Source organism: Neobacillus sp. PS3-40, from assembly GCF_030915485.1.
Classification (GTDB): Bacteria; Bacillota; Bacilli; order Bacillales; family Cytobacillaceae; genus JAUZPL01.
The window spans coordinates 1,799,544-1,825,478 of the sequence record NZ_CP133266.1; the positions used below are offsets into that span (position 1 = coordinate 1,799,544).

The 25,935-nt window shown below is 36.9% G+C and carries 21 protein-coding genes; 3 read left to right on the forward strand and 18 right to left on the reverse strand.

Features of this window, described 5'->3' with window-relative positions; genetic code table 11:
* Positions 1-15: 15 nt before the first annotated feature.
* The 5 genes from RCG20_RS09085 to RCG20_RS09105 all read right to left on the reverse strand — a co-directional run bounded on the left by RCG20_RS09085 (position 16) and on the right by RCG20_RS09105 (position 7,494).
* The gene (locus tag RCG20_RS09085) at positions 16-324 is read right to left on the reverse strand and encodes a magnetosome magnetite crystal formation protein family (protein ID WP_308183911.1); all 309 of its coding nucleotides are present in this window, start codon (positions 322-324) and stop codon (positions 16-18) included.
* A gap of 224 nt (positions 325-548) precedes the next feature.
* Complete coding sequence (gene uvrA / locus RCG20_RS09090; RefSeq protein WP_308183912.1) at positions 549-3,425, reverse strand: excinuclease ABC subunit UvrA; 2,877 nt, start codon at positions 3,423-3,425, stop codon at positions 549-551.
* 8 nt (positions 3,426-3,433) lie between these two features.
* Positions 3,434-5,413, reverse strand: a complete 1,980-nt coding sequence (gene uvrB, locus RCG20_RS09095; RefSeq protein WP_308183913.1) for an excinuclease ABC subunit UvrB — start codon at positions 5,411-5,413, stop codon at positions 3,434-3,436.
* 568 nt (positions 5,414-5,981) lie between these two features.
* Positions 5,982-6,905, reverse strand: coding sequence for a cation diffusion facilitator family transporter (locus RCG20_RS09100; protein ID WP_308183914.1), 924 nt, complete (start codon positions 6,903-6,905; stop codon positions 5,982-5,984).
* Between the two features lie 220 nt (positions 6,906-7,125).
* Positions 7,126-7,494 (reverse strand): ArsR/SmtB family transcription factor, encoded by a 369-nt coding sequence (locus tag RCG20_RS09105; protein ID WP_308183915.1) that lies wholly within the window; start codon positions 7,492-7,494, stop codon positions 7,126-7,128.
* A gap of 200 nt (positions 7,495-7,694) precedes the next feature.
* Between RCG20_RS09105 and RCG20_RS09110 the strand changes: the two genes are divergently transcribed.
* The gene (locus tag RCG20_RS09110; RefSeq protein WP_308183916.1) at positions 7,695-8,348 is read left to right on the forward strand and encodes a YqjF family protein; all 654 of its coding nucleotides are present in this window, start codon (positions 7,695-7,697) and stop codon (positions 8,346-8,348) included.
* Positions 8,349-8,643: 295 nt separating this feature from the next.
* Here the strand turns inward: RCG20_RS09110 and RCG20_RS09115 are convergent, their stop codons facing one another.
* From RCG20_RS09115 to RCG20_RS09145, 7 genes are all read right to left on the reverse strand, one after another.
* Entirely contained in the window at positions 8,644-9,801 is a 1,158-nt protein-coding gene (locus tag RCG20_RS09115) for an iron-containing alcohol dehydrogenase (protein ID WP_308183917.1), read from the reverse strand.
* A gap of 300 nt (positions 9,802-10,101) precedes the next feature.
* Positions 10,102-10,644: a GNAT family N-acetyltransferase gene (locus tag RCG20_RS09120; protein ID WP_308183918.1), complete on the reverse strand. Its 543-nt coding sequence runs from the start codon at positions 10,642-10,644 to the stop codon at positions 10,102-10,104.
* Positions 10,645-10,774: 130 nt separating this feature from the next.
* Entirely contained in the window at positions 10,775-11,959 is a 1,185-nt protein-coding gene (locus tag RCG20_RS09125) for an MGDG synthase family glycosyltransferase (protein ID WP_308183919.1), read from the reverse strand.
* Between the two features lie 168 nt (positions 11,960-12,127).
* Positions 12,128-12,718 (reverse strand): DedA family protein, encoded by a 591-nt coding sequence (locus tag RCG20_RS09130; RefSeq protein ID WP_308183920.1) that lies wholly within the window; start codon positions 12,716-12,718, stop codon positions 12,128-12,130.
* A 12-nt stretch (positions 12,719-12,730) separates the two neighbouring features.
* Positions 12,731-13,429, reverse strand: coding sequence for a polysaccharide deacetylase family protein (locus RCG20_RS09135; RefSeq protein WP_308183921.1), 699 nt, complete (start codon positions 13,427-13,429; stop codon positions 12,731-12,733).
* 2 nt (positions 13,430-13,431) lie between these two features.
* A complete protein-coding gene (locus RCG20_RS09140; protein WP_308183922.1) occupies positions 13,432-14,817 on the reverse strand; it encodes a sensor histidine kinase in 1,386 nt (461 codons plus the stop codon).
* A gap of 4 nt (positions 14,818-14,821) precedes the next feature.
* Positions 14,822-15,517, reverse strand: a complete 696-nt coding sequence (locus RCG20_RS09145; RefSeq protein WP_308184315.1) for a response regulator transcription factor — start codon at positions 15,515-15,517, stop codon at positions 14,822-14,824.
* A gap of 279 nt (positions 15,518-15,796) precedes the next feature.
* Between RCG20_RS09145 and RCG20_RS09150 the strand changes: the two genes are divergently transcribed.
* Positions 15,797-16,453, forward strand: coding sequence for a phosphatase PAP2 family protein (locus tag RCG20_RS09150; protein ID WP_308183923.1), 657 nt, complete (start codon positions 15,797-15,799; stop codon positions 16,451-16,453).
* A gap of 78 nt (positions 16,454-16,531) precedes the next feature.
* Here RCG20_RS09150 and RCG20_RS09155 read toward each other — a convergent pair whose 3' ends face one another.
* On the reverse strand, positions 16,532-17,965 hold the full coding sequence (locus tag RCG20_RS09155) for an MFS transporter (RefSeq protein ID WP_308183924.1): 1,434 nt from the start codon (positions 17,963-17,965) through the stop codon (positions 16,532-16,534).
* A 230-nt stretch (positions 17,966-18,195) separates the two neighbouring features.
* Between RCG20_RS09155 and RCG20_RS09160 the strand changes: the two genes are divergently transcribed.
* Positions 18,196-19,920, forward strand: coding sequence for an ABC transporter ATP-binding protein (locus tag RCG20_RS09160; protein WP_308183925.1), 1,725 nt, complete (start codon positions 18,196-18,198; stop codon positions 19,918-19,920).
* Positions 19,921-20,079: 159 nt separating this feature from the next.
* On the opposite strand, the gene RCG20_RS09165 is transcribed toward RCG20_RS09160, so the two are convergent.
* The 5 genes from RCG20_RS09165 to lgt form a co-directional block, all read right to left on the reverse strand.
* On the reverse strand, positions 20,080-21,531 hold the full coding sequence (locus RCG20_RS09165) for a sensor histidine kinase (protein ID WP_308183926.1): 1,452 nt from the start codon (positions 21,529-21,531) through the stop codon (positions 20,080-20,082).
* The gene (locus RCG20_RS09170; RefSeq protein WP_308183927.1) at positions 21,512-22,216 is read right to left on the reverse strand and encodes a response regulator transcription factor; all 705 of its coding nucleotides are present in this window, start codon (positions 22,214-22,216) and stop codon (positions 21,512-21,514) included. The genes RCG20_RS09165 and RCG20_RS09170 overlap by 20 nt, the downstream gene beginning before the upstream one ends.
* A gap of 487 nt (positions 22,217-22,703) precedes the next feature.
* The gene (locus RCG20_RS09175) at positions 22,704-24,554 is read right to left on the reverse strand and encodes a heavy metal translocating P-type ATPase (RefSeq protein ID WP_308183928.1); all 1,851 of its coding nucleotides are present in this window, start codon (positions 24,552-24,554) and stop codon (positions 22,704-22,706) included.
* A gap of 53 nt (positions 24,555-24,607) precedes the next feature.
* Positions 24,608-24,829 carry a heavy-metal-associated domain-containing protein gene (locus tag RCG20_RS09180; RefSeq protein WP_374120538.1) on the reverse strand — a complete coding sequence of 74 codons (222 nt, stop codon included), beginning with the start codon at positions 24,827-24,829 and terminating at the stop codon, positions 24,608-24,610.
* Positions 24,830-25,063: 234 nt separating this feature from the next.
* The gene (lgt, locus tag RCG20_RS09185) at positions 25,064-25,903 is read right to left on the reverse strand and encodes a prolipoprotein diacylglyceryl transferase (RefSeq protein WP_308183930.1); all 840 of its coding nucleotides are present in this window, start codon (positions 25,901-25,903) and stop codon (positions 25,064-25,066) included.
* Between the last annotated feature and the right edge of the window lie 32 nt (positions 25,904-25,935).

A 25,935-nucleotide genomic window follows, 5' to 3' on the forward strand; every position in this document is an offset into this window, starting at 1 on the left:
GTATATTTCCATAGATTATCTTAAGGCCTTTATACCTCTAACTATATTCCAAATTGTAACTCCAATGCTAATGACAACCATTAAAATTACACAACCAATTGTATAAACAGGAATTCCACCTGAAGCCCCAGTCCCATCAAAATAAATGCTGAGTGCAAGTAGTGGTAACGGAATGAGTGGAATCAAATGTGACAAAAAGGCTTTTTTTGCATGAACTTTGGTATCAGGATCTTCAGATGCTAAAAATACTATAAGCGGAAAAATAAACGCAGCAAACAGAATGCTAAAGTAGCTTAACGCGGAAAGAACTTTTCTAGTTTCCATCCTTTTTTCAACTCCCTTTACAATTAGTTTACGAAGCGGGCTTTTGAAAGTTTCATTATCGGGAAACTTTTTATATAAGCTCTACACCAAAAAAGGTTCTTGTATAAGATAGTATTGTTTTTACGATCTTTTTAAAAGTTTGAAGATCATTTTTAATAATAGTCAAAATAATAATGCCCTACCCCAAATAGTAAAAACCAAGGCAGAGTCAACTCTGCCTTGGTTTAGCTTTCTAGTATAGCTTCTTTTTCTTCAATTTGCTTTTTCATTCTTAAACGATCTCGTTCGAGAATTGGCTTTAAGTATTTACCTGTATAGGATCCGGGTACTTCCGAAACTTTTTCCGGTGTACCTGTTGCGATGATCGTACCACCTTTATCGCCACCTTCTGGTCCAAGGTCAATAAGATGATCAGTGCCTTTAATCACATCTAGATTGTGCTCGATGACTAGCACAGTATCACCATTCTCAACTAAGCGCTGCAGAACAACGAGCAAGCGAGAAATATCGTCAACATGTAGTCCTGTTGTCGGTTCATCCAAAATATAGAATGAACGCCCGGTCGAGCGGCGGTGAAGCTCTGAAGCTAGCTTAACACGCTGCGCTTCTCCACCTGAAAGGGTTGTTGCTGGCTGTCCAAGTGTAATGTAACCAAGACCAACATCATAAATGGTTTGTAGCTTGCGACTTATTTTAGGAATATTTTCAAAAAAGTTCAGGGCATCCTCGACAGTCATATCAAGAATATCAGAAATATTTTTCCCCTTATACTTCACTTCGAGTGTTTCACGATTGTAGCGCTTCCCATGGCAAATTTCACATGGAACATACACATCGGGCAAGAAATGCATTTCAATCTTGATAATCCCATCACCGCGGCATGCCTCACAGCGACCACCTTTTACATTAAAGCTGAAACGACCTTTTTTATAGCCACGTACCTTTGCTTCATTGGTTGAAGCAAAGACATCACGAATATCATCAAACACACCAGTATAGGTTGCTGGGTTTGATCTAGGCGTCCGACCAATTGGCGACTGGTCAATATCAATGACCTTTTCCAAATGCTCGATTCCCTTCATACTCTTAAATTCACCAGGTCTCGTTTTTGCATGATGGAGCTTTTGAGCAAGTGATTTATGCAGGATTTCATTAATAAGTGTACTTTTCCCAGAGCCGGAAACTCCCGTAACAGCAACGAACATGCCAAGCGGGAATTTGACATTGACATTTTTTAAATTATTTTCCGAGGCACCTTTAATTTCTATATACCGCCCATCAGGCTTACGTCGTTCGAGCGGCAGCGGAATAAATTTTTTCCCTAAAAGGTACTGACCTGTAAGTGAATTTGGGTCTTTCATTACTTCTTCCGGCGTTCCAGCGGAAACAATTTCCCCGCCATGTACACCTGCTCCAGGTCCGACATCGATTAAATAGTCTGCTGCGAGCATTGTGTCCTCATCATGTTCAACAACAATCAATGTATTCCCGATATCGCGCATTCTTTTTAATGTACCAATCAGCCTCTCATTATCACGCTGATGAAGACCGATCGATGGTTCATCCAAAATGTAGAGAACACCTGTTAAACTAGAACCAATTTGTGTTGCCAAGCGAATCCTTTGCGCCTCACCGCCTGACAAAGTTCCAGCTGCTCGGCCTAATGTTAAATAATCCAATCCAACATTGATTAAAAAGCCCAACCGATCACTAATTTCTCTGAAAATAAGTTTGGCAATGGCCATTTCTTTTTCCGTCAATTCTAATTCTGCAAAAAATTGATTTGCCTCTTCAATTGAAAGATCTGTTAGTTGCGAAATGTGATGACCCGAGATCAGCACAGACAAGCTTTCTTTTTTCAAACGATAGCCTTTGCAAGATGGACAAGGCTGCTGCGCCATATATTTTTCCATCTGTTCACGGATATAATCTGAGCTCGTATCCTTATAGCGACGCTCAACATTTCTCAGTATCCCTTCAAATTCAACTTCGTTCTCTCTAATTTGTCCAAAATCATTTTCATAGCGGAAATAGATCTTTTCCTTACCTGATCCATATAATATTTTATTCATCAGTGGTTCTGGGATATCCTTTACCGGCGTATCCATGTCAATTCCGTAATGACCGCAAATAGAGGCGAGTAGCTGTGGATAATATTGCGAGCTTGTTGGCTCCCACGGTGCAATCGCATGTTGATTCAAAGTTAAATCCCTATTCGGAATTACAAGATCCAAATCAACTTCCAGCTTGTTGCCTAGACCATCACATTCTGGGCATGCTCCAAAAGGGCTATTAAAAGAAAACATTCTTGGCTCAAGCTCTCCAACTGAAAAACCACACTGTGGACATGCATGATGTTCACTAAAAAGAAGTTCTTCTTCACCAATAACATCGACGATGACTTTTCCTTCTCCCAGACCAAGTGCAGTTTCAAGGGAATCTGCAAGCCGGGAAGAAACCCCATCCTTGACCACAATTCGGTCAACAACAACCTCAATTGAATGTTTTTTATTTTTTTCAAGCTCAATCTCATCACCGAGATCTATCATTTCACCGTCGACCCGGACACGGACAAACCCTTGCTTCTTAATATCTTCAAATACTTTAACATGTGTCCCTTTTCGTCCAGACACCATTGGAGCAAGGATTTGCATTTTCGTGCGCTCTGGATAATCAAGAATTCGGTCCACCATTTGTTCAATCGTTTGCGACGATATCTCGATATGGTGAATCGGGCAGGTTGGGCGCCCAACTCGTGCAAATAATAACCGAAAATAATCATAGATTTCTGTTACCGTTCCGACTGTGGACCTTGGATTACGGCTTGTTGTTTTTTGATCAATCGAAATCGCAGGGGATAGACCTTCAATCATATCCACATCTGGCTTATCCATCTGTCCCAAGAATTGCCGAGCATAAGCTGATAATGACTCAACATAGCGGCGTTGTCCTTCCGCATAAATGGTATCGAAGGCAAGTGAAGACTTACCCGAACCAGAAAGTCCTGTCAAAACAACAAGCTTATCTCTCGGAATGGTGACATCAATATTTTTTAAATTGTGGGCTCTGGCGCCTTTCACAATCAGTTTATCCATCGCCATGTTTTACGTCATCCTTCCGCTTTTAACTCAAATAATAAATCACGAAGCTCTGCTGCTCGTTCAAAATCAAGCGCTTTGGCTGCTTCCTTCATCTCTTTTTCCATATCAGAAAGTAAGCGATTTTTTTCTTTTTTCGTCAACTTGCCAAAGGAGGCCGCTGGTTTGTAATCCTCCTGGTCCTCTGCAGCATGTGTGGCACGAATCGCCTCGCGAATATTTTTTTGGATCGTCGTTGGCGTGATACCATGCTTTTCATTGTACTCTTCTTGAATGGCACGGCGCCTGTTTGTCTCACTGATCGCCACTTCCATTGAATGAGTAATTTTATTTCCATACATAATAACGCGACCATTTGAATTCCGGGCAGCTCGTCCAATCGTTTGGATTAACGAACGTTCCGAACGGAGGAATCCTTCCTTATCTGCATCCAAGATGGTCACTAGTGAAACCTCTGGAATATCAAGCCCTTCTCTGAGCAAGTTAATTCCGACAAGAACATCATATTTCCCAAGCCGAAGCTGACGGATGATTTCAATCCGATCCAGCGTTTTAACTTCAGAATGCAAATATTGTACTTTAATTCCGATTTCTTTCAGATAATCGGTCAAATCCTCTGACATTTTTTTCGTAAGTGTTGTTACTAATACGCGTTCATTCAGTTTAACGCGATCCTGAATTTCTCCAATCAAGTCATCAATCTGGCCTTCAATCGGGCGCACTTCAATAATAGGATCAAGCAAGCCTGTCGGCCGAATGATTTGTTCAATCATTTCCGGTGTATGCTCTAATTCAAACGGACCGGGAGTCGCTGAAACATAAACAATATTGGAGACATGTTCTTCAAATTCAGCAAATGTAAGTGGCCTATTATCAAGTGCAGATGGCAGACGAAATCCATGATCAACCAAAACTTGTTTCCGCGCCTTATCCCCATTAAACATACCGCGGATTTGTGGCAAAGTAACATGGGACTCATCAATGATAATCATTAAGTCCTTAGGAAAATAATCTAGCAACGTATATGGAGTGGAGCCGGCAGGTCTTAGTGTTAAATGGCGTGAGTAGTTTTCAATGCCGGAGCAAAAGCCCACTTCCCTCATCATTTCAAGGTCATAACGTGTCCGTTGTTCGAGGCGCTGAGCCTCAAGCAGTTTATTATTTTCACGGAGCTCGCTAAGGCGAACCTCAAGTTCTTTTTCTATATTTTCGATCGCAATCTTTAATTTTTCTTCCCTTGTCACGAAGTGAGATGCCGGGAAAATAGCCACATGGTCGCGCTCCCCAATAATTTCACCGGTCAGAGCATCAACTTCACGAATTCGGTCGATATCATCCCCAAAAAATTCAACCCGAATGCAGTGTTCATCACGAGAGACTGGGAAAACTTCGACAACATCACCACGTACTCGGAATGTTCCGCGTTTAAAGTCGATGTCATTCCGTTCATACTGGATATCAACTAAGCGTCTTAGTAGCTGATTACGCTCGATTTCCATTCCTGTTCTAAGCGAGAGCACCATTTCACTATACTCTTCCGGTGAACCGAGGCCATAGATACACGAAACAGAGGCAATAATAATGACATCCTTGCGCTCAAATAATGAAGACGTTGCCGAGTGGCGCAGTTTATCGATTTCATCATTGATGCTGGCATCTTTTTCAATAAACGTATCTGTATGTGGCACATAGGCCTCTGGCTGATAGTAATCATAATAACTAACAAAGTATTCAACTGCATTATTTGGAAAAAATTCTTTAAATTCACTGTAGAGCTGACCAGCTAACGTTTTATTGTGTGCAATGATTAGCGTTGGCCTATTTACCTCTTTGATCAAGTTTGAAACCGTAAACGTCTTACCTGTACCTGTTGCACCAAGCAGTGTTTGATGGCGCTTATTGTTTTGAATACCTTCTACTAATTTTCGAATCGCTTCTGGCTGATCTCCCTGAGGCGAATATTTTGAAACTAATTCAAATTGGTCCTTCACAAGAAATTCCTCCTGTAAAAATAGGATCCGTCCTTTTATTGTTGCTTTTCAGCAAGTTATTCACAAATTAACATTATTATTAATAACTATTACTAAGTTATCAACATTTCATAATAAGTTATCCACAAATTCACAAACATTATCAACATTGTTAAAAATTTTTACTAAAAATAAAAAAAGTTATCAACGGGTTTTAATTAGATATCCACAATTTCTTATGAGATATCAACAACTTTTAATTAGATATCAACAATTATATAAGAGTTATTAACAATTATTAATTAACTTGTGACTGAAAAGACAAAAACTCCTATTACCCATTCTACCACAAAGCATTCAAAACAAACCAATAATATGCGAACGAATATTCGTTTTTCCGTTTTATCCACGGTTATAGCAAGATGAAAATGAATGCACTTGTAATGATCTTTTTTCTCGATTTTTTCCCAAACACAGGCATCATTCACTATTTTTAATAAATCCAAAATTAAAGTTATGGATCAAAAATCGAAAAACCCACCAGACTCCCGGCAGGTTTCCCACTAACACTTCTTTGTTTGCACTTACTTTAATTACATGTCCCATGTGGACTAGGACAACCGTTGGTCACTTTTTCCACCTGAATGGTACTATGCTCAATATCAAATTGGTCATGGAGAATTCTTTGTGATTGAGACAGAATTTCATCATGAACAGCATTATCTAAAATGGTAATATGGCAACTCAATACAGGATAACCAGAAGTTATTGTCCAAACATGGAGGTCATGAACCTCTTTGACCATTGGAAGCCCGCACAATGCTTCTTTTACCTGCTTTATATCGATTTGTTCAGGTGCACCTTCCATCAGAACATGGAACGATTCCTTCACAACCCGCCAACCACTAATAATAATGAGTATCCCAACAATGATACTAGCGATTGGATCAGCAATTCCCCAGCCAAAATACATAATGAATAACGCCGCCACAATTGCACCGACCGATCCAAGCAAATCACCAAGCACATGTAGAAACGCACTTCTAATATTCAAGTTATCGTCCTTATCACCCTTCATTAACATCCAGGCGGCAATAATATTAACGATAAATCCGATAACTGAAATGACAAGCATTCCTTGGCTTTGCACTTCTGGTGGCGCAAAAAGGCGCTGAAATGCTTCATAAAAAATATAAATTGAAACGACGACGAGCGTAATCCCATTTAAACCGGCAGCAATGATCTCAAACCTTTTATAGCCAAATGTTTTATCTTGAGATACCTCCCGTTCACCGAGCTTTAGGGCAAAAAAACTAAGGCCGAGTGAGGCTGCATCACTTAACATATGACCCGCGTCAGACAGCAAAGCAAGGCTATTCGTGAACAGTCCTCCAACGACTTCAACTATCATAAAAACAGCAATCAAAATAAATGAACTCAATAATGCCTTTTTATTTCCTGTATGCGAATGGCCGTGATGATGGTCATGAGAATGTCCATGATGGTGACCCATAAAGTGAATCCTCCTTAAAACATACATGGGCATGTAACCCCCCAGGTACGAGAGTAAAATAACAATAAAATCCGAGCAAAAAATTTAATCAATTTTTCCAAAAGAGATTACTTTTACAATATGAAAAAAATCAATGAATGGTTTATATTAGTAGGTTTTTCTTATTAACTCTTAACAATACGAAGGACGAAATTGAATTCGTTCTAGTTTTTTGTTCCCTTTACCCACGATTTGTTAACTCATCCAAATGCTCAAAAGCGATATAAATCAGCTGTTTTACATGATCATCATCAAGAGAATAATAAACAAGCTTGCCGAGCTTCCTATATTTGGCAAGTCCTAAATTTTTCAAATGGCGTAAATGATGGGACGCTGTTGCTGTTGTTGCCCCGACGATGTTGGCTACATCACAAACACACAGCTCCTCTTCAATCGTGAGAGCATAGGCAATTTTCATTCGTGTTTCGTCGGACAATGCTTTAAAGAGAGTAGCTACATCATGAATTTTTCCCTTGTCCAATTGTTTTTGAACATGATTTACCTTTATATCTTCAACACAGTGAACCTGACAAACATCCTGCTCTTTCATAAATTCACCTTCTATTATTCAAATGATCGTTTGAATATATCATATTCAAACAACTATTTGAATGTCAAACATAAAAAGGTTTTTTTCTTCTTATTTTGGAAAAATAAAAGAAAAGGGGGCGTTACTTTGCAGGAGGAGCTAGTGAAAGTCGAACATCGCCCATATCCTCTCCCACAATCACCCTGGATCATGACGCAAACATGGGAACATTTACTATTTTTGCATTGGAGAGAGTCCGAACAACTGATCAAGCACTTTTACCATCAGAATTAGAATTAGATACATTTGGGGGAGACGCCTGGATTAGTGCCTTGCCATTTAGGGTGACACATCAACGATTTAGAGGATTCCCGGAGCTTCCGTTGATGAATACCTTTTTAGAAATTAATGTTCGTACATATGTAAAATATAAAGACTTGCAAGGCGTTTACTTTTTTTCACTTGATGCAAACCATCCCTTAACGGTTTTGGGTGCAAAAACTCTAGCATTACCATATAAACATGCTTCTATGGCAATGGAGGAAAAAAACAAAGTGGTTGATTTTAAAAGTAATCGGCTATTCACTGGCAACCATCTCGGAAAGTTTGCGGCGATTTACAAACCTGTTGGCGAGCCATGCTCAACCGTCCAAGGTAGCCTCGATCACTGGCTTCTTGAACGCTATTGCCTGTTCACAAAATGGGGGAACCAGATTTTAAGAGGGGATATCCATCATGATAAATGGAGGGTAAATAAGGTTGATGCGAAGATTGTGGAAAATACAGTAGGCCCATTTGGATCGCCCCCCGAAAGTCCGCTACTACATTACGCTTTATCTAAAATGACATTTGTCTGGCCTTTAAAAAAAGGCTGATTGGCAAAAGAAAATAGGTAAAAAATAGCATAAAGAAAACTAGCCGATTGGCGAGCCCCTAAGGGCGATGACAGAGGCGTAGTTGCCCTTATGCGATTTAAGTGTTGATTAATAATACAACGCTCGGAACATCCTTTAATGCATTAGCTAAGTTAAACTTTCTTATTAGCTAAAAAAAGAAGTTGGAACTCCCTTTACGGTTCCAACTTCTTTTTTATCTTAATCTATCACTTTTTATATTTATTTCACAGGAATAACCCAGAAAACCGCTTTATCAATAAAACATTCCTTTAAATTAAAAGGCTGATTTTAAAATAGAAATTACGTCTTCAAGAGTTGCTTTTTTGGGATTGAATAGGGCACATGGGTCTTTCATGGAAAGCTCGGCTAACATTGGGATATCTTCTTCTTTTACACCTATTTCAGATAAACCATTTGGGATGCCTACATCTTGTCCCAGCTTTGCAATCACATCCACTGCTTTTTCAGCTGCTTCAACAGGAGATAAACCGCTTACATCAGCCCCAAGTGCGATAGCTATATCTGCAAATCGTTCAGGTTTTGCATCTAAGTTGAATTTTACAATATGTGGTAATAGGATAGCGTTACATAGGCCATGTGGTAGGTTATAGATACCACCAAGCTGGTGTGCAATAGCATGTGCATATCCAAGAAGGGCATTATTAAACGCCATTCCTGCTAAAAATTGCGCATTTGTCATACCTTCACGCGCCACTAAATCTTGACCGTTTTCCACTGCATTTCTTAGGTTTTGCCCAACTAAACGAATCGCCTGTAAAGCACATGCATCTGTAACAGGTGTGGCTAAGATTGAAACATAGGCTTCAACTGCATGTGTTAATGCATCCATGCCTGTTCCCGCAGTTAGCTCAGCTGGTAACTTTGTTGTTAACTGTGGATCATTAATAGAAATGGTTGGTGTAATATGCTTATCCACAATAACCATTTTTTGTGAAGTTTCCGTATTTGTAATAACAGCAATTCGTGTCATTTCACTTGCTGTCCCTGCAGTTGTGTTTACTGTAATTAAAGGAACCATTGGAGATTTTGAAACATCAATCCCTGCATAATCTGCAATTGATCCCCCATTATTTCCAACCAAAGCAATGGCCTTTGCACAGTCAAGTGTACTTCCTCCACCGATTGCTACTACCATATCGCATTTTTCGGTTTTTAAAGTGTTTACTCCAGCTTCAACATTTTTATCAGTTGGATTTGGTTCAACATCTGAGAAGAAGACAACTGGAATATCCTCTTTGCGGATATCATCAGCAATTTCTTGTGCAAATCCCAACTTTTCAACTGTTTTTCCTGTTATAACTAGTACCTTTGTTGCGCCAAGCTCTTTCGCCTTTTGCCCAACTTGTTTTGCTGCACCAATTCCTAATAAATTCACGCTTGGCATGAAAAATCCGTAAACCTGTGGCTCCATATGTACACTCCTCTTAAAGATGTATTTGAATCTATTTCATTTTATTAGTGAATGTTCTTTATGGTAGTGACTTTATTCACTGTGTAAATAGGTTTAAGAGGAGGCTTAGGTATCTTATTTTTAACTATCCATTCGTTATAGGAATTATTATTGTTATTTTTGTTTAATTGAAACGGGTAGTAGGCTTTTTTCGGATGTGGTTGGAAAAGGACAGTAAATAGTTTTGATTAAATCCAATAATAGTATAGGTTTCCATCTCAAGCACAAACCTAAAAAAAGAACCACTCAGGTCCTTCTTTCCTACACTTCTTCATTTATAATAGCTAAAACCTGATGGTCTTCCCATTTGTCATTTATTTTTACATTTTTTCGAGCAATGCCTTCTTTTTCAAAGCCTGCCTTTTCAAGGACTCGAATCGAACCGATATTATGTGGCATGACACCTGCTTCAATTCGATGGAGCCGTAGCTCTTGAAACCCGTAATCAACAACAAGTTTTACAGCCTCAGTCATGATGCCTTTGCCGTTGAAGTTTTGATCAAGAAAATAACCGATAAAACAGCTCTGTAGTCCGCCTCTTAAAATCTCTGTTAAATCGACTCTACCTATTAATTCATTCGTTTCATTTAGGAAAATACCAAATGAATAGGCTTGGTCCCGTGTGTATTTCTCCCTACCCTCTTGGATAAGTTTCAATTGCTTTTCATATGTATAATAATCCTCTTGCCTTTTTGGCGAATAGGCCTGAAAAAAATCACGATTTCTATTGTTCAACTGCAGCAATGCCTCTGCATCATTCTCTTCTAAAAATCGGACATAGATTTGATTACCAATAAACTTCATTAATAGAACCCCCTTGAAAAAGTAACAAACTAAAATTCCTTTTTTAAAAAACCCAACACCTATATAAAGTTTAAGGTGTTGGGTTTTATTTTGTCCAGTCTGCCGATCATCCAAGTGAAGCATCTAAAAGTTACAGTGTATTCGCCCTTGCGATACGGAAAAATTTAAATTTTTTCACCGGAACTTGTTGCATATTACTCGTCTTTTGGTCAAGAATTCCTTTTATCAATTCTACCATGTTCTCAGGTTGCTCTAGCTCTATTCCCTTTTGATAAGACTGAATAGACTGCTTCCAGGAATCCATCTTTTTAGGATCTTTCAAAATACTAAGCAATTGTATTTCAAAAGATTCCTTCTGATCAATTTCAAATACAAGTCCTTTGTTTTTTAAATACTGGAGGTTAATCTTCTCTTGGCCCGGAAGAACGGAATGCACAAAAATAGGAAGTCTCTTGTGGAGCGCCTCACTAATCGTAACACCACCCGGTTTGGAAACGATCGCATCAACTTCTTCATAAACTTTGTTCATTTCTGACCTTGATGAAAGATAGGGCAATGGTTTAATATGGTCTAAATCCCACGAAAGGATTTCCTTATATAGTTTTTGATTATTGCCACACAACACTAAGAAATCAAAATGTGAGGATTGCTTTAACTCATCTGACAGCTTTAAAATACCGCCCAAACCACTATTTCCACCGGATATTAAAATTTTAGGTCGTTCATTGTATTTTTGTTTATAGACATTTTTAGTAATCTCTTCATGAACTGGAATTCCAGTGACAAACATGTTTTGTTTCGAGATTTGATTCTTCCTCATTAACGTTTCTTTTACATCCTGACTTGGGAGAAAGTGAATATCAATCCCTTCTTGTCCCCAAACACTATTAATAAAGAAATCCGTATAAACATTTATGACCGGAACGTCACATTTGCCCCTCATTTTCAACTTACTTAGAAGGTAGGAAGGGAAACCATGTGTGCAAACAATTAGATCTGGCTGTTCTTCCGCTAACAATTGTTCCATTTTTTTCAAAAAGATATGTTGATACCACATAAAGGAGTGCTCTTTTGTTGGCGGTACATAAAAAAAGCTTTTATAGGCACGATTATAGGTTCCTGGTGCGTAACGAATCCATTTTAAATAGCTTCCTGTAATCATTTTTTCTAACGATCCATTCGTATAACTTAACAAATCTATTTTTTTTAGTGTAATTCCGTCTGTATGTTTTTTTAACATATCCATTAATGCCTCAGCTACTTGATGATGTCCAGACTGCAAACGCATAAGTGGTAAAAATAAAACCTTTTTCAATCGGATCATCTCCTGTTCTATTTAAAACATCCTTTATTTAGAATGATATAGTTTTAAAATTCAAGCCTTCTTACAATGGTATCATTCTTTTTGCGATATTCTCCCTTTTTAATTGAATTTTAATGATACTTTAAGTGTATTTTTACATTCAGTCATAAATAAAAATTACTATTTACTTTTGTTTTTTTTAAAATGCTTTAGTAAAACGTATATCAAAAAAACAACTAAGAAAAAGACTCCTAAATAAGGAACATACTCTGGATTAATATTAAATACTTTACCAGCATAATATCCAGCTACAATAAAAGGGATTGTCCAAAGGAGGGTGCCTAAAAGAGAAAAAACAAAGAATTTCCGAAAAGGAATTTTCGTAATCCCAGCAAAGTAGGGGCTTATTTGCCGTATCCCAGGCATATAAAATCCCAACAATATCGTTTTGCGAACATTTTTCGTGTATTTAGTGCTCGCATTCTCCCAGCGTTCATTCGTTAATCCTACATACTTTCCATATTTTTTTATAAATGGATACCCTACGTATTTTCCACAGAAATAAGCTGTAAGCATTCCTAAAAAAGCCCCCAGGACCGCAGACAACACGGCAGGACCAAACGAGAGTTTATGATGAACAATCAATACACCAACTAAAAAGAGAAGCGATTCTTCAGGAGCAGGTATCCCTACAATCCCAAAGAATAAGAAAAGAGTAATAATGAGGTACCCATATAGTGCAATATAATTTAATACCGTTTCAATATTCATATGTCCCCTTAGTTATCTATCTTTTAATGTCACAAACCGTGTTCCCTTGTTTTGATTTTCCTTTAAAAAAATCGCTAAGTTTTCCATCATAAATTTGGGGGCTTCTTTATCTGCACCCCATGTTTCCCCACAGTCATGGAGCAATAGAATGGAACCTGCTTCTGTCGTTTTTCGCAATTGATCAAGCAAACCATTTTTACACTTGTCTACTTTCCAATCTCCGAAAATATCCGACCACATAATTACCTTATATTTTTTACTTAAAAGGAGGGTAAATAGATTGAAATGACCCCATGGTGGTCGATAATAAGTAACCTTTTCATTCGTGCATTCTCGGATTGCCATTTCCGTCATGTTCAATTGCCTCTTTAATTGAAAGGGTGAAAGAAGCCAACTTGAGATATGATCAAAATGGTGAATCCCAATCGTATGCCCCTCGAGATACATTCGCTTAATGATTTCAGGATTCCTTTTCACATTGCTTCCAACCACAAAAAATGTTGCTTTTGCATCATACTTTTTTAAAAGATCTAGTAATAATTCCGTATATTCTGGACTTGGACCATCATCGAATGTTAGGGCTATTCCCTCGGTCTTTACTTTTTTAGTTATGCCCCAACCAGTAACACGAATAAGCACCGTTGGAAAAATAGTATAAAGAAGAAATAGCACTAAGAAGCTAATCATACAAAAAATAATTATATTTATCACTCTTAAACAGTTCCTTTCACTTCAATGCTCCTCTTTGGTAAGAGCAACTCCACTTCTGTTCCGATTCCATCAGTACTTCTCACCTTTATTTCGCCATTATGCTGCTTCATGATATTTTTTGCTATCGACAAACCTAGCCCTGTCCCCCCAGTTTCCCGGCCTCTGGCCTTATCTACTCGGTAAAACCGTTCAAAGATATTATCAATTTCATTTTCAGGGATCCCTATTCCATAATCCTTTACTAGAATAGACGAAAATTTTTCATTCTCCCCTACATAAACATCTATTTTATCTGTACTATATTTTATTGCATTATCAAGTAATATAATAATCACCTGTTTTAACTTTAATTCATCTGCGACTACTGTCACCTGTGCTTCTTTATAATGAAGGATAATTTCTCTTTTATATGCCCCTTTTAATTGTTTGATTATATTTTGGCACAAGTGAAGTACGTTTATTGATTTAAAATCTAAGGGACCTTCCAATTCCGAATTGGCTAGATCTAGAAATCTTTCCGTCATCTTTTGGATTCGAGTCGCCTCGGAATGAATAGATTCAATGGCTTCAAGTGTAACCTGTTCATTTCGAATTCCACGTCTCCGCAGAAGGTCAGCATAACTTTTGATAACGGTAAGCGGGGTCTTTAATTCATGGGAAGCATCGGAAATGAATTGCTTCTGTTTTTCCAAATTCGAATCTAATCTTCCAATCATCCGATTGAATGTAACGGCCATTTTTTGGAGTTCATCCTTTGTTTCATGGAGAATATCTATTCTTTTTGGAATCCCACTTTGTTCAATATCCTCCATTGTGTCAATCATATTCGAGATAGGTCTCATAATAATATTGGATAACCATCTGCCTCCAAGTAGCGATAGAACCGCACCTAAAACAGTGCAAAATATGAGGATGGAGAGCAATACATCCTTTCCTAATTCCAGTCCTACAATTCTTTCACCCATCTCTAGTGAACCAATAACCTTTCCGCCCGTTTTAATTGGTATCCTTTCGATAATAATTTGCTCTTCACCATGCACCGGTCTAATGGTGCGTCTCTGTGTTTCGACTTTGCTGGTGAACTTCGCTTTTAGTTTACCGATCAAATGCTTATCATTGGATATTTCGTTTAAAACTTTAGAATCTGGATTAATGATCCTTATATATGAATGGGTCGTTAAGTAGGGGAATAATTTCTCTTTTATCACTGCAGGAGGATCATCCAAATTTATTTCGTCTATCATATTTTGGGCCTTTTGATGCAATTCTGCTTCTTCCATATTTACGGTAATTCTCATAAAAGAAAAAAAGACAATAGTATTGACAGCAATTAAAACACAAAGGATCCAAGTAGTTGTTATAAGATTAATCTTTGAGGTAATTTTCATTCGTTTAACTCTCCCTTACTGTATACCCTACTCCCCTTACCGTATGAATAATCGGGGTAGAAAACCCCTCTTCAATTTTCTTCCGTAAATGGCGGATATAGACATCAATGACGTTGGTCTCCCCTTCATATTCATAGCCCCATACATTAAAAAGGATACTGTCACGTGTCACAATTTTACTTTTGTAGGATACTAAATACACGAGTAGATCAAATTCTTTTGGGGTTAACGAGATAGAAATACCACCTCGTTTAACCTCTCTAGTTTCAAGATTAATAAGTAAATCTCCCACCGATAACATAGAGCCCTCTATTTTAGAGGTATTTGCTGCAAGTGAATTTTGACGAAGACAAGAACGAACTCTTGCTAACAATTCCTCCATTTCAAAAGGCTTCGTGATGTAATCATTAGCCCCCTGATCTAGTCCAGATACCTTATCCATAGTCATATTACGAGCTGTTAATAAAATAACTGGGATGATGCTATTCTCTTTTCGGACTCTTCTTAAAACCTCAAGTCCATTCAACCCAGGCAACATTACATCCAATAAAATTAAATCTAGTTTTTCCGTTAAAGCGACTTCGAGTCCCGACTTTCCATCATTCGCGACAACCACTTCATATCCTTCATACTCAAGCTCTATCTTCAAAATCTTAGCTATTTGATGTTCATCTTCTACAACTAAAATACGTTGGCTAATTTTAAACCCTCCAATTTTTTTCAGAGTGCACGTATGAATTGGACTGCTTACGCTAGACATTTCTGAAAGTCCAACTATATAAATTCTTACGATAGTATTCCTTTTTTATCAATTAGTCTTACTACTCTCCCCTACAATTTATCATTACTTTTGCTTATTTTTCCTTTTTTAATTGAATTTTAATCTTTAAATAAGGCAAATTTTGGGGTATCACGTTATAATGAAAATACTCTACTTTTCTTTTCCATTTACATTTTATAATTTGAGGTGTTTATTTCAATGAACTTAAAGTTCCAACTTTCAATTGCTTTACTGTTAAGTTTGATTTCACTTATTTGTTTTGGTTTCATGGCATTTTTCGTAAGTTCCCATGAAATCGTCCACTTTGACAGGACAGTTATTTCATTTATTACTGGGTTTGAATCGCCAACTTTGACATCCACTATGAAAGTTTTCACCTTTATAGGTTCTTCGAAAACAATCATAATTCTTTCTGTTCTAATTTTATTTTTTCTCTATAAAGTACTTAAACATCGATCTGAATTAATTCTATTTCTTGCCGTAATCGGCGGGGCAAACATCCTCTTCTTTTCACTAAAACTATTCTTCCACAGGGCTCGCCCAGATTTACATCGGCTCATTGAGGTAAGCGGGTATAGTTTTCCAAGCGGTCATGCAACAAATGCATTTGCACTATATGGAATTTTCGCCTTCTTACTATGGCGTCACATTCCTACACGCTTAGGTCGAACCGTTTTGATTTTAATAAGTATCGTGATGATCCTTTCGATTGGAGTAAGTAGGATTTATCTAGGGGTTCACTATCCAAGTGACGTCATCGCGGGATATTTTATAAGTGGATTCTGGCTGACAATGGCTATTTGGTTCTATCAAAGGTATAAAGAAAAATCGTCGATTGGTTCTAGAATTAGATAATATTTGATACTGGTTGAAAATGACGCCTTAAAGGTATTCCTTTAAGGCGTTTTAGTTACTAATTATGAACGTGTACTACTATCTACTACTATAGTTACCATCTATATTCTTAACCATTTTTTTAAAATTTTTATAGGTTACGATTAAGGTCAAAAATGATAAAACTGCGATAACACAGTAAGACGACCGAAATGCTAAAATCATAAAATCCAGATTAGAAGGTTCATAGATTTGTAAAAAGAGCTGATAGGTTAATCCACCCAATGTTACACCCAAGCCCATTCCTACTGTGCGTGACATATTTAAGATTCCTCCAGCAATTCCCAATGCATTTTTCGGGGCATTTCCCATTACATTGCTATTATTTGGAGGAGTAAACATTCCAATGCCTGAACCAATTAAAAAGAGTCCCATACACGTTATAATGTATGTTCCCGTACTATCTATAAATACCAACAGTAGCGATCCGACTGTCGTCATAGCAAGCCCGATAAGTGCTGGAATAGCAGGCCCCCGGTGATCTGTCATCCTTCCTGAAATAGGAGTAAAGATGGTCATTCCTATTGGTACAACAGTGATCAAGAGACTAGCTTGAAAAATAGGAAGATGCTTTACATGATCCAAATAGTACGGTGTCAATAATAGGACAGCATACATAACCATAAACGACATAGCACTTGTAATATTTCCAAAGCTAAAAAAAGAATTTTTAAAAAGAGTCAAGTCCACCAAAGGCTCTGTTCGTTTTCGTTCTATTAAGAAGAAGAGAAAGGAAGTTATCATTGCGATTACATAACATCCAATCATGATTGGAGATCTCCAGCCCATTTTTAATCCCATATTTAATATATAGATAATCGTAATTAAAGAGGGTATGAGAAAAATTGCACCTACATAGTCAAATTTCTTTCTTACTTTTCCAGCAGAATCTTTTGGTAAAAATAAGATCCCTACTATTGTTCCCGCTATACCGACAGGGAGGTTAATAAAGAAGAGCCACTTCCAGCTTATAAAAGAAAGCAACGCCCCTCCAATAACAGGACCTAAACTCAAACCAATTCCTTGGGCACTTGCTTGAATACCAATTGCTTTTCCGAGGTCCCTCCTTGGCGTAGCAAATGTTATAATGGATACACTGTTAGCCTGCAAGAGGGCCGCTCCAACTCCTTGAAGTACGCGGGACAGCAATAAAAGTGAAAGTGTTGGGGCAAGTCCGCAGAATAATGAACTAACCGAAAATATAATAAACCCAATGATATATAGCCATCGACGCCCAATCATATCTGCAAGTCGACCGAAAATCAGAATAAGCGATGCCAAAGACAATAAATAAGACAAACTTACCCATTCTATTTCATCCATTCGAGCATGAAACTGATGCTGCAAATTGGGAAGAGCAATATTAATAATACTTGCATCTAGCGCCGCCATAAAAGCACCCATACAAACAGTGGCTACTACATACCAATGATAATTTGGCTTCTCTTTGATGTTTGATAATGAATAGCCCAAATGGTTTCCTCCTTTTAATGAAAAGGTTATATTGATTTTCGGCTCATTTATGCTTCAGTCTGAATAGCTAAAATGCGTGTGAAACTCATAGCACATAGAAGAATCAATATTATTTTAAAAAAACAAAAGAATGATTAGAAAGTACTTTTATTATAACAAATTAATAAGAATGATTTATTTAAATAGTTCTTAAATAACACGTAACAAAAATGGAAAAAAGGAGTTTTTTTATGATTCGACGATTTTTTACTTATTATCGGCCACATAAGCGATTATTTATTATTGATTTTACAAGTGCGGTCTTTGTGGCTATCCTTGAATTGGCTTTTCCTGTTGCCGTGAAGTGGTTTATTGATAAACTTTTACCAAATGGTAATTGGGCAACGATTCTTACAGTCAGCTTGCTGTTACTCGGGATCTATGTGTTGAGTACGTTTCTTCAATATATTGTCAGTTATCTCGGCCATAAGCTTGGCATTAACATTGAGACCGATATGCGTCGACAACTGTTTTATCACGTTCAAAAGCAATCATTTCGTTTTTTTGATAATACAAAAACCGGACATATTATGAGTCGGATTACGAATGACTTATTCGATATTGGAGAGCTGGCCCACCATGGTCCAGAAGACTTTTTTATCGCCATCATGACATTTATTGGTGCGTTTTGGATTATGCTCACAATCAACGCAAAGCTTGCCCTTGTGACCATTCTTGTTGTTCCGTTTTTGGTATGGATTATCACCTATTGCAATATTAGAATGAACAAAGCATGGGATGGAATGTATTCCAAAATAGCCGATGTCAATGGCCGTGTCGAGGATAGTGTCTCAGGCGTTCGCGTTGTTCAATCATTTACGAATGAAGCATTTGAAATGAAGCGTTTTGATGTGGATAATGAGAAATTCCGCATCGCAAAGCTTGTTGCTTACAAAGTAATGGCATTTACAAACTCAAGTATCTACATGATGACCCGTTTTGTCACGCTAATCGTATTAGTATTTGGCGCCTGGTTAAGCTTCCACAATCAATTATCTTACGGAGAATTAGTTGGCTTTGTATTATATGTAAATGTTTTAATGAAACCAGTTGATAAAATAAGTGCACTAATGGAGTTATATCCAAAAGGAATGGCAGGCTTTTCTCGTTTTGTTTCATTACTTGACGAACAACCGGATATAAATGACAAAGTAGATGCCATCGAAGTCCCTTCTCTAAAAGGCAATATTCAGTTTGATGATGTATCGTTCAAATATGACAATGACCAGACCGTTTTGGAAGATATTAATCTAAAAGTCAATGCCGGGGAAACCGTTGCCTTTGTCGGGCCTTCGGGAGCTGGAAAAACAACCATTTGTTCACTCATTCCCCGTTTTTATGATGTCGAAAATGGAAAAATAACAATAGACAATATCGATATTCGTGATATGACAAAGTTGTCCCTTCGTTCTCAAATAGGTATCGTGCAACAAGATGTGTTTCTATTTACGGGAACCGTTCGTGAAAATATTGCCTATGGTGACCTACAGGCAACAGACGAGGAAATTCGAGAAGCAGCAAGAAGGGCCCATCTAGAATCCTTTATCGATTCCTTACCAGACGGGTACCACACCCAAATTGGCGAAAGAGGACTGAAGCTTTCTGGTGGCCAAAAACAACGACTTGCAATCGCAAGAATGTTCCTAAAAAATCCACCCATTTTAATATTAGATGAAGCTACCTCAGCTCTGGATACCGAAACAGAAAAGATCATTCAACAATCCTTAAATGAATTAGCTGAAAATCGAACAACACTCATTATTGCTCACCGACTCGCAACGATTCGTGGTGCAGATCGAATCATAGTTGTTACCGAAGACGGCATCGCCGAACAAGGAAGCTTTGAAGAGTTGCTAGAGCTTGGGGGAATTTTTGCCAAACTGCATCATATTCAGTACGAGAAAATGGTTTATTAAAAAAACCTCTCTTTTTTTAAAAATAGGGGGATTCTGCTATAAAAATTTAGACTTTTATTTTTACAAGGCCTCTTCTTTTACTATATTAAATACCTTGAAGGATATCCTTCAAGGTATTTTAATAATATAGATTTGGGCGAGAATTCTATATATTTTACTCTATTTTTTAATTATTTTTAAACTGAAACTAAATATAGACCCTTGATTTAGAGTGCTTTCTACCCAGGCTTTACCATCTAAGCGGTCCATTATTTCTTTTACTAGGGATAGCCCTAAACCGGCTCCCTCTTTAGATGAAGATCTAACTTGATCGATTTTATAAAATCTTTTCCAAACCTTTGAAAGCTCCTCAGGAGTAATTCCAATACCAGTGTCTATTACGTGAACGTGTACTTCACCTTCGTGTATGACGGCCTTTACTGTAATTTGCCCACCGTCGGGAGTAAACCGTATCGCATTAGTGATATAATTAATGAGAACTTGTTCTATTAGGTCTTCATCGCCCAAAACAGTTGGTAAATGTTCCTGCACATCCGCCCTTAAAGAAAGTAATCGATCATCTGCCAAAGGTTCAAGATTCATAACGGTTCGGTTAATAATTTCTGAAAGATTTAATTCTTTTTTATTAATCTTAATTTGTCCTGATTCAATTTTCGACAAATCTAATAGACCTTTGACTAATCTTTGTAGTCTCAGTGTCTCTTTAAGAGTAATTCTAAGATATCTATTTTCCTGTTCTTCACTGCTTACAACACCATCTAACAGTGCTTCAAGGTACCCACGAACTGAAGTCAAAGGGGTCCGAAGTTCATGAGAAGCATTTGCAACAAATTCTCTTTGCATTCTTTCCAATGCAGCCATTTTATTTTTTTCATTTTCTAAATCTCGTAAAGTTTTATCAAGGGTAAGCATCATTGTATTAAATGTTCCTGCCAATATACCTATTTCATCAGATGAATATACTTTCGCTTGTTTTGTAAAATTCCCTTTTATCATCTCTAAAGAACTTTTCGTTATTTCCTTAATTGGCTTCGTAATAGACTGTGATATAAAATAACTTACAAACGCAACAATAAGAATAGAGATCATTCCAGCAAAAATCACTATATGCCAGGTCTGAATGATACTTGCTTTAATATCTGAAAGAGGATTACATACAAAAATGGCCCCGGCTACTTTACCTTCCACATATATAGGTAAAGCTACTGTTAAAACAGGTGTACTTAAATATTTTACCATTCCATAATTTGTTGCAACTTTTCCGTTAAGTGCACTCTCTAGTTGATTGGTTTTTGGATGTAAATGTTCTGTATTATTTTGTCCTTCTAAATCACTAATAAATTTCCTGTCTTTATTAACAATCCACATTTGTGAAATATTTACTTTATTATATTCTTTAATGATTTCTTTACTTCTATTAAATTCTTGATCCTTTATATAAGGACTTAATATTTGAGCCATTTTCTCCCCTTGGGTAATCATTTGTTGTTCTTTTACACTAAAATAATAACTTTTAAAAAAAAGGTAGAAAAAAAAGCTTACCATTACAATACTGAGAAGGGTCACTATAACATAGGTTTTAAAAAGCTTACTAAATAAGCTTTTCTTCATATTTTATCACCTCAAATTTATATCCTACTCCCCATACAGTTTGAAGGTAAGTATAGGGAAGCCCATTCTCAATCTTTCGTCGCAAACGTTTAATATGGGTATCAACAGTGCGAGAATCTCCTAGATAAGAATATCCCCAAATTTTATCCAACAAATGTTCTCTATTAAATACTCTGCCTGGATTACTAGCAAGGAACCATAAAAGTTCTACTTCTTTTGGAGTACTCATTATTTTTGTTCCATCAACAACAATTTCATATTTTTTAATATCAATAACAAGGTTGGCAAATTCCAATTTATCATTATCTTCTATTTCTGATTTGGATCTTCTCAAAATAGCATTTACCCTGGCCACAACTTCTCCTGGAGAGAAGGGTTTAGTTACATAGTCATCTCCACCTAAATTTAATCCAAGTATTTTATCCGATTCTTCTCCCTTTGCCGAGAGCATTATGATAGGATTATTCATAGTCAGCCTTAGTTCTTTAGCTACTTGCCAGCCATCTTTAAATGGAAGCATAATATCTAGGATGATTAAATCCGGCTTAAACTGTTTGGCAAGTGTCAATGCACTTAATCCGTCCTCTGCTATCTGTACTTCAAAACCTTCTGCCTCTAAGTATAATTTAAGTAGATCTGATACATTTTCCTCATCATCTACCACCAAAATTCTTTTTTTATTCATTTACATTTACCTCCATATTTAGATAAAATCTAAATGATTGTAATACAGAAAAACCCAAATAAAGGAATTTTTAAAACATCCATTATTCGGGGTACTATTTGGCTAGTTTTTTTAATATGCGAATTTGCTTTATTTAAAGGCTCTGTTATAGCTGAATATTGACTTCACTGCGGTTGAAAAATAAACGGAAAAATTCCGTTTAAATTGGGAAATACCCATATTTCCCTAAAAATAAAGGGAGTTTTTCCGCTTATATTATCCAAATCTTTGGATTTTGTCTTATTTAGAGCAGTTAATCGGAATATCTCCGCTTATATCTGCTTCTTAAGCCTCCACTATATACATTAGCCGGAAATTTTCCGCCTATGAATTCTCATACCTACACGAAAATCAACAATGAATAATAACAGAGCCATTAAAAAAAGCGTTGTTTCACTAGAAAGAGCCAACAATCATTTAATCAAGAATATTTTTTTGCTTTTTTCTTCTACTTATTACGTTGTTTATAGCGAACCAAGCGAATCGCATTTAGGATAACGATGAGAACACTTAGTTCATGAATTAGCATACCGGAAGCCAGGAATACTTTGCCGACTAGTACTCCAACTAAGAGCAAACTGACAGCCACAATTGCAAAGAACATATTTTGTTTCATATTACGTATGGTTGCTTTTGCTAATGAATATGCGTAAGGAATTCGGTTTAATTTATCACTCATTAAGACGACATCTGCTGTTTCCATGGCTACATCAGTTCCTGCAGCTCCCATGGCTAACCCTACATCTGCCAGAGCAATTGCTGGTGCATCATTAATACCGTCTCCAACCATTGCAACACGATATCCTTCGTTTTGCAGTCGTTTAATATGATTTACTTTATCTTCTGGAAGCATTTCTGCAAAAACAGTATCAATCCCAAGTTGTGCTGCAACTTTCTCAGCTGTATGCTTGTTATCCCCTGTCAGCATAATTGTTTGTTCCACACCGGCAGCTTTCAACTGACGAATTGTGTCCACTGCTTCTTGGCGCACCTGATCGGCAATTGAAATGATCCCAGCAACTTTATTATTTACTCCAACAAAAATTGCTGTGTTTCCATTTTTCTCTTCTTGAATAGCAAATTGATCAATCGACATATCAAGTGAGATATTATTTTTACTTAAGAGCTTACGGTTTCCAATAACGACTTTATTTGAAGCAACTGTTGCATATAAACCATGTCCCTTTTCTACTGTGAAATCTGTCGCTTCATTTGTTAAAGAAACTCCTCTATCTTTAGCTTCTTTTACAATTGTTTGACCTAGGTGATGTTCAGAAATAAGCTCAGCTTCTGCAGTGATTTTCAACAAAGCTTCCTCATCCATACCAAACGATTTAATATTCGTTACAGAAGGTTTTCCCTCGGTTAATGTTCCTGTTTTATCAAATACAACAGCATTAACTTTCGCAAAGTTCTCCATCACTTCGCCACCTTTTATTAAGGTGCCGTTCCTTGCCCCATTTCCAATTCCAGCAACTAGTGAGACTGGTGCAGAAATAACAAGCGCTCCGGGACATGCGATGACAAGAAATGTGATAGCAAGTTCTATATTATGTGTGATGATAAAGACTATTATAGATAAAATAATAATGGCTGGTGTATACAAGTTGGCAAATCGTTCCAGAAACTTTTGTGTTTTCGCTTTTGCTTCTTGCGCTTCTTCTACTAATTCGATAATCTTAGCAAATGCTGTGTCATCACCGACTTTTTGCGCTTCTACTTCAATATAGCCATTATCAATAATCGTTCCACTGAACACAAGATCATCTATATTTTTAGCTGCTGGTACAGATTCACCAGTAATCGTAGCCTCATTAATGAGTGCTTTACCAGATACAATTTTTCCATCAATCGCTATTTTTTCACCTGATTGAATTAAAATATGATCTCCTTGTTTAATTTCTTCTACAGGTAGTATGACTCTTTCTCCATCTTTCAGAACAGTTGCTTCAAGTGGCGCCATATCTATTAATGTTTTCAAAGAAGAGCGTGTTTTTTCCAATGTACGAGCTTCAAGATAAGCACCGAATATGAATAGAAATGTAACTGCTGCTGACTCGACATATTCGCCAATCATTAAGGCACCAATAACAGCAATGGTTACAAGAAGTTCAATACTGAAGGCTTTCATTCTTGCTGATTGTATTGCTTTGTTGGCGATTGACCAACCTGCAATAAATGTGGTGGTTATTAGTACGGTATTTTTCCAGACACCTAAATTCAACCAATACATTACAAGTGCTATAAGCAATAAAATTCCAGAAATAATGACAATATGAACCTTTTTCATTTTACCCATTTGAAATACACCTTTTTCTTGGGGGTACTCAAATTATTGAGTACCCCCATTTGTTATGCAATTTTGGCTGATATAACAGGATAACCTAATTTTTCAATTATTTCTTGTAATTCTTCACTTGTAACTTGATCTTTATTAAAGCTAACTTTTACTTTACTGGAGTTAAATAAAACCTTGGCATCCTGGACTCCAATCATTTTTCCGAGTGCACCTTCAATTTTTTTAATACATGATGGACATGTTAACGGTTCTAATTGATATTGTACTTTACTCAGGATAATGACTCCTCTCATAAAAATTTTTCTCATTCAAATATAAAATTTATTTTTCCTTAATCTTAAATTTTTATTTATCACTTCTTTGTTTTGATCTGTTTTAATTATTAAATAGCTCTAAATTTGATCTGATCTTTTATTTTACAAAATCTAGGCAGTGACACTATTCAAGAAGATTATTTTTCAATGTCCATGCATATCAAATTTATATCTTGTTTCACTCTCACAATTAGTTTATCCCTCAAGTTGTATTTTTTCACCATTATATTTTTTATTCGCTTGACCTGACTTACGTCGATGAATGATGAGTACAACACCAATAATAAAGATTAAAATCGAAATTATTTGTGCAATTCTTAGTGAACCAAAAATATAAAGACTATCCGTACGCATACCTTCTATAAAAAAGCGACCAAAAGAATACCAGATTGCATAACTTACAAATATCTCGCCTCTTCTCGGATTATATCCACGTAAGGCTAGTAAAAATACCAGTCCTAAAATATTCCATAAAGACTCATATAGGAAAGTAGGGTGATACAAAACCCCTTCAATAACCATTTGGTTCGAAATAAAGTTAGGCATGTAGTGAAGAAAATTATTATAGGCAGCTTCCGAAACTGGACCACCATGGGCTTCCTGATTCATGAAATTCCCCCACCGCCCAATTGCTTGTCCTAAGATAATACCTGGTGCTGCGATGTCAGCTAATTTCCAGAACGATACCTTTTTTACACGCGCAAATATGACCGCAGTAATTACTGAACCAATTAAAGCACCGTGGATAGCAATACCGCCTTCCCAAATGGCAAACACCCCCCACCAAGGGCCATCAATATAACGATCCCATTCAAAAATAACGTAGTAAATTCTAGCAGAGATGACTGCAACTGGAATGGCAAAAACAGCAAGATCTACAAAAATGTCTTTCTTCAATCCAAGGCGATCAGCTTCCCACATTGCAAGCCACAGTCCTAAAAATATACCTATAGCAATAATAATTCCGTACCAATAAACAGTAAATGGCCCAATATCCAAAAATACTCTATCTAGGGCAGATCCACTAGACGTCAAACGTATCACTCCTTCATCCATCGATATATAGA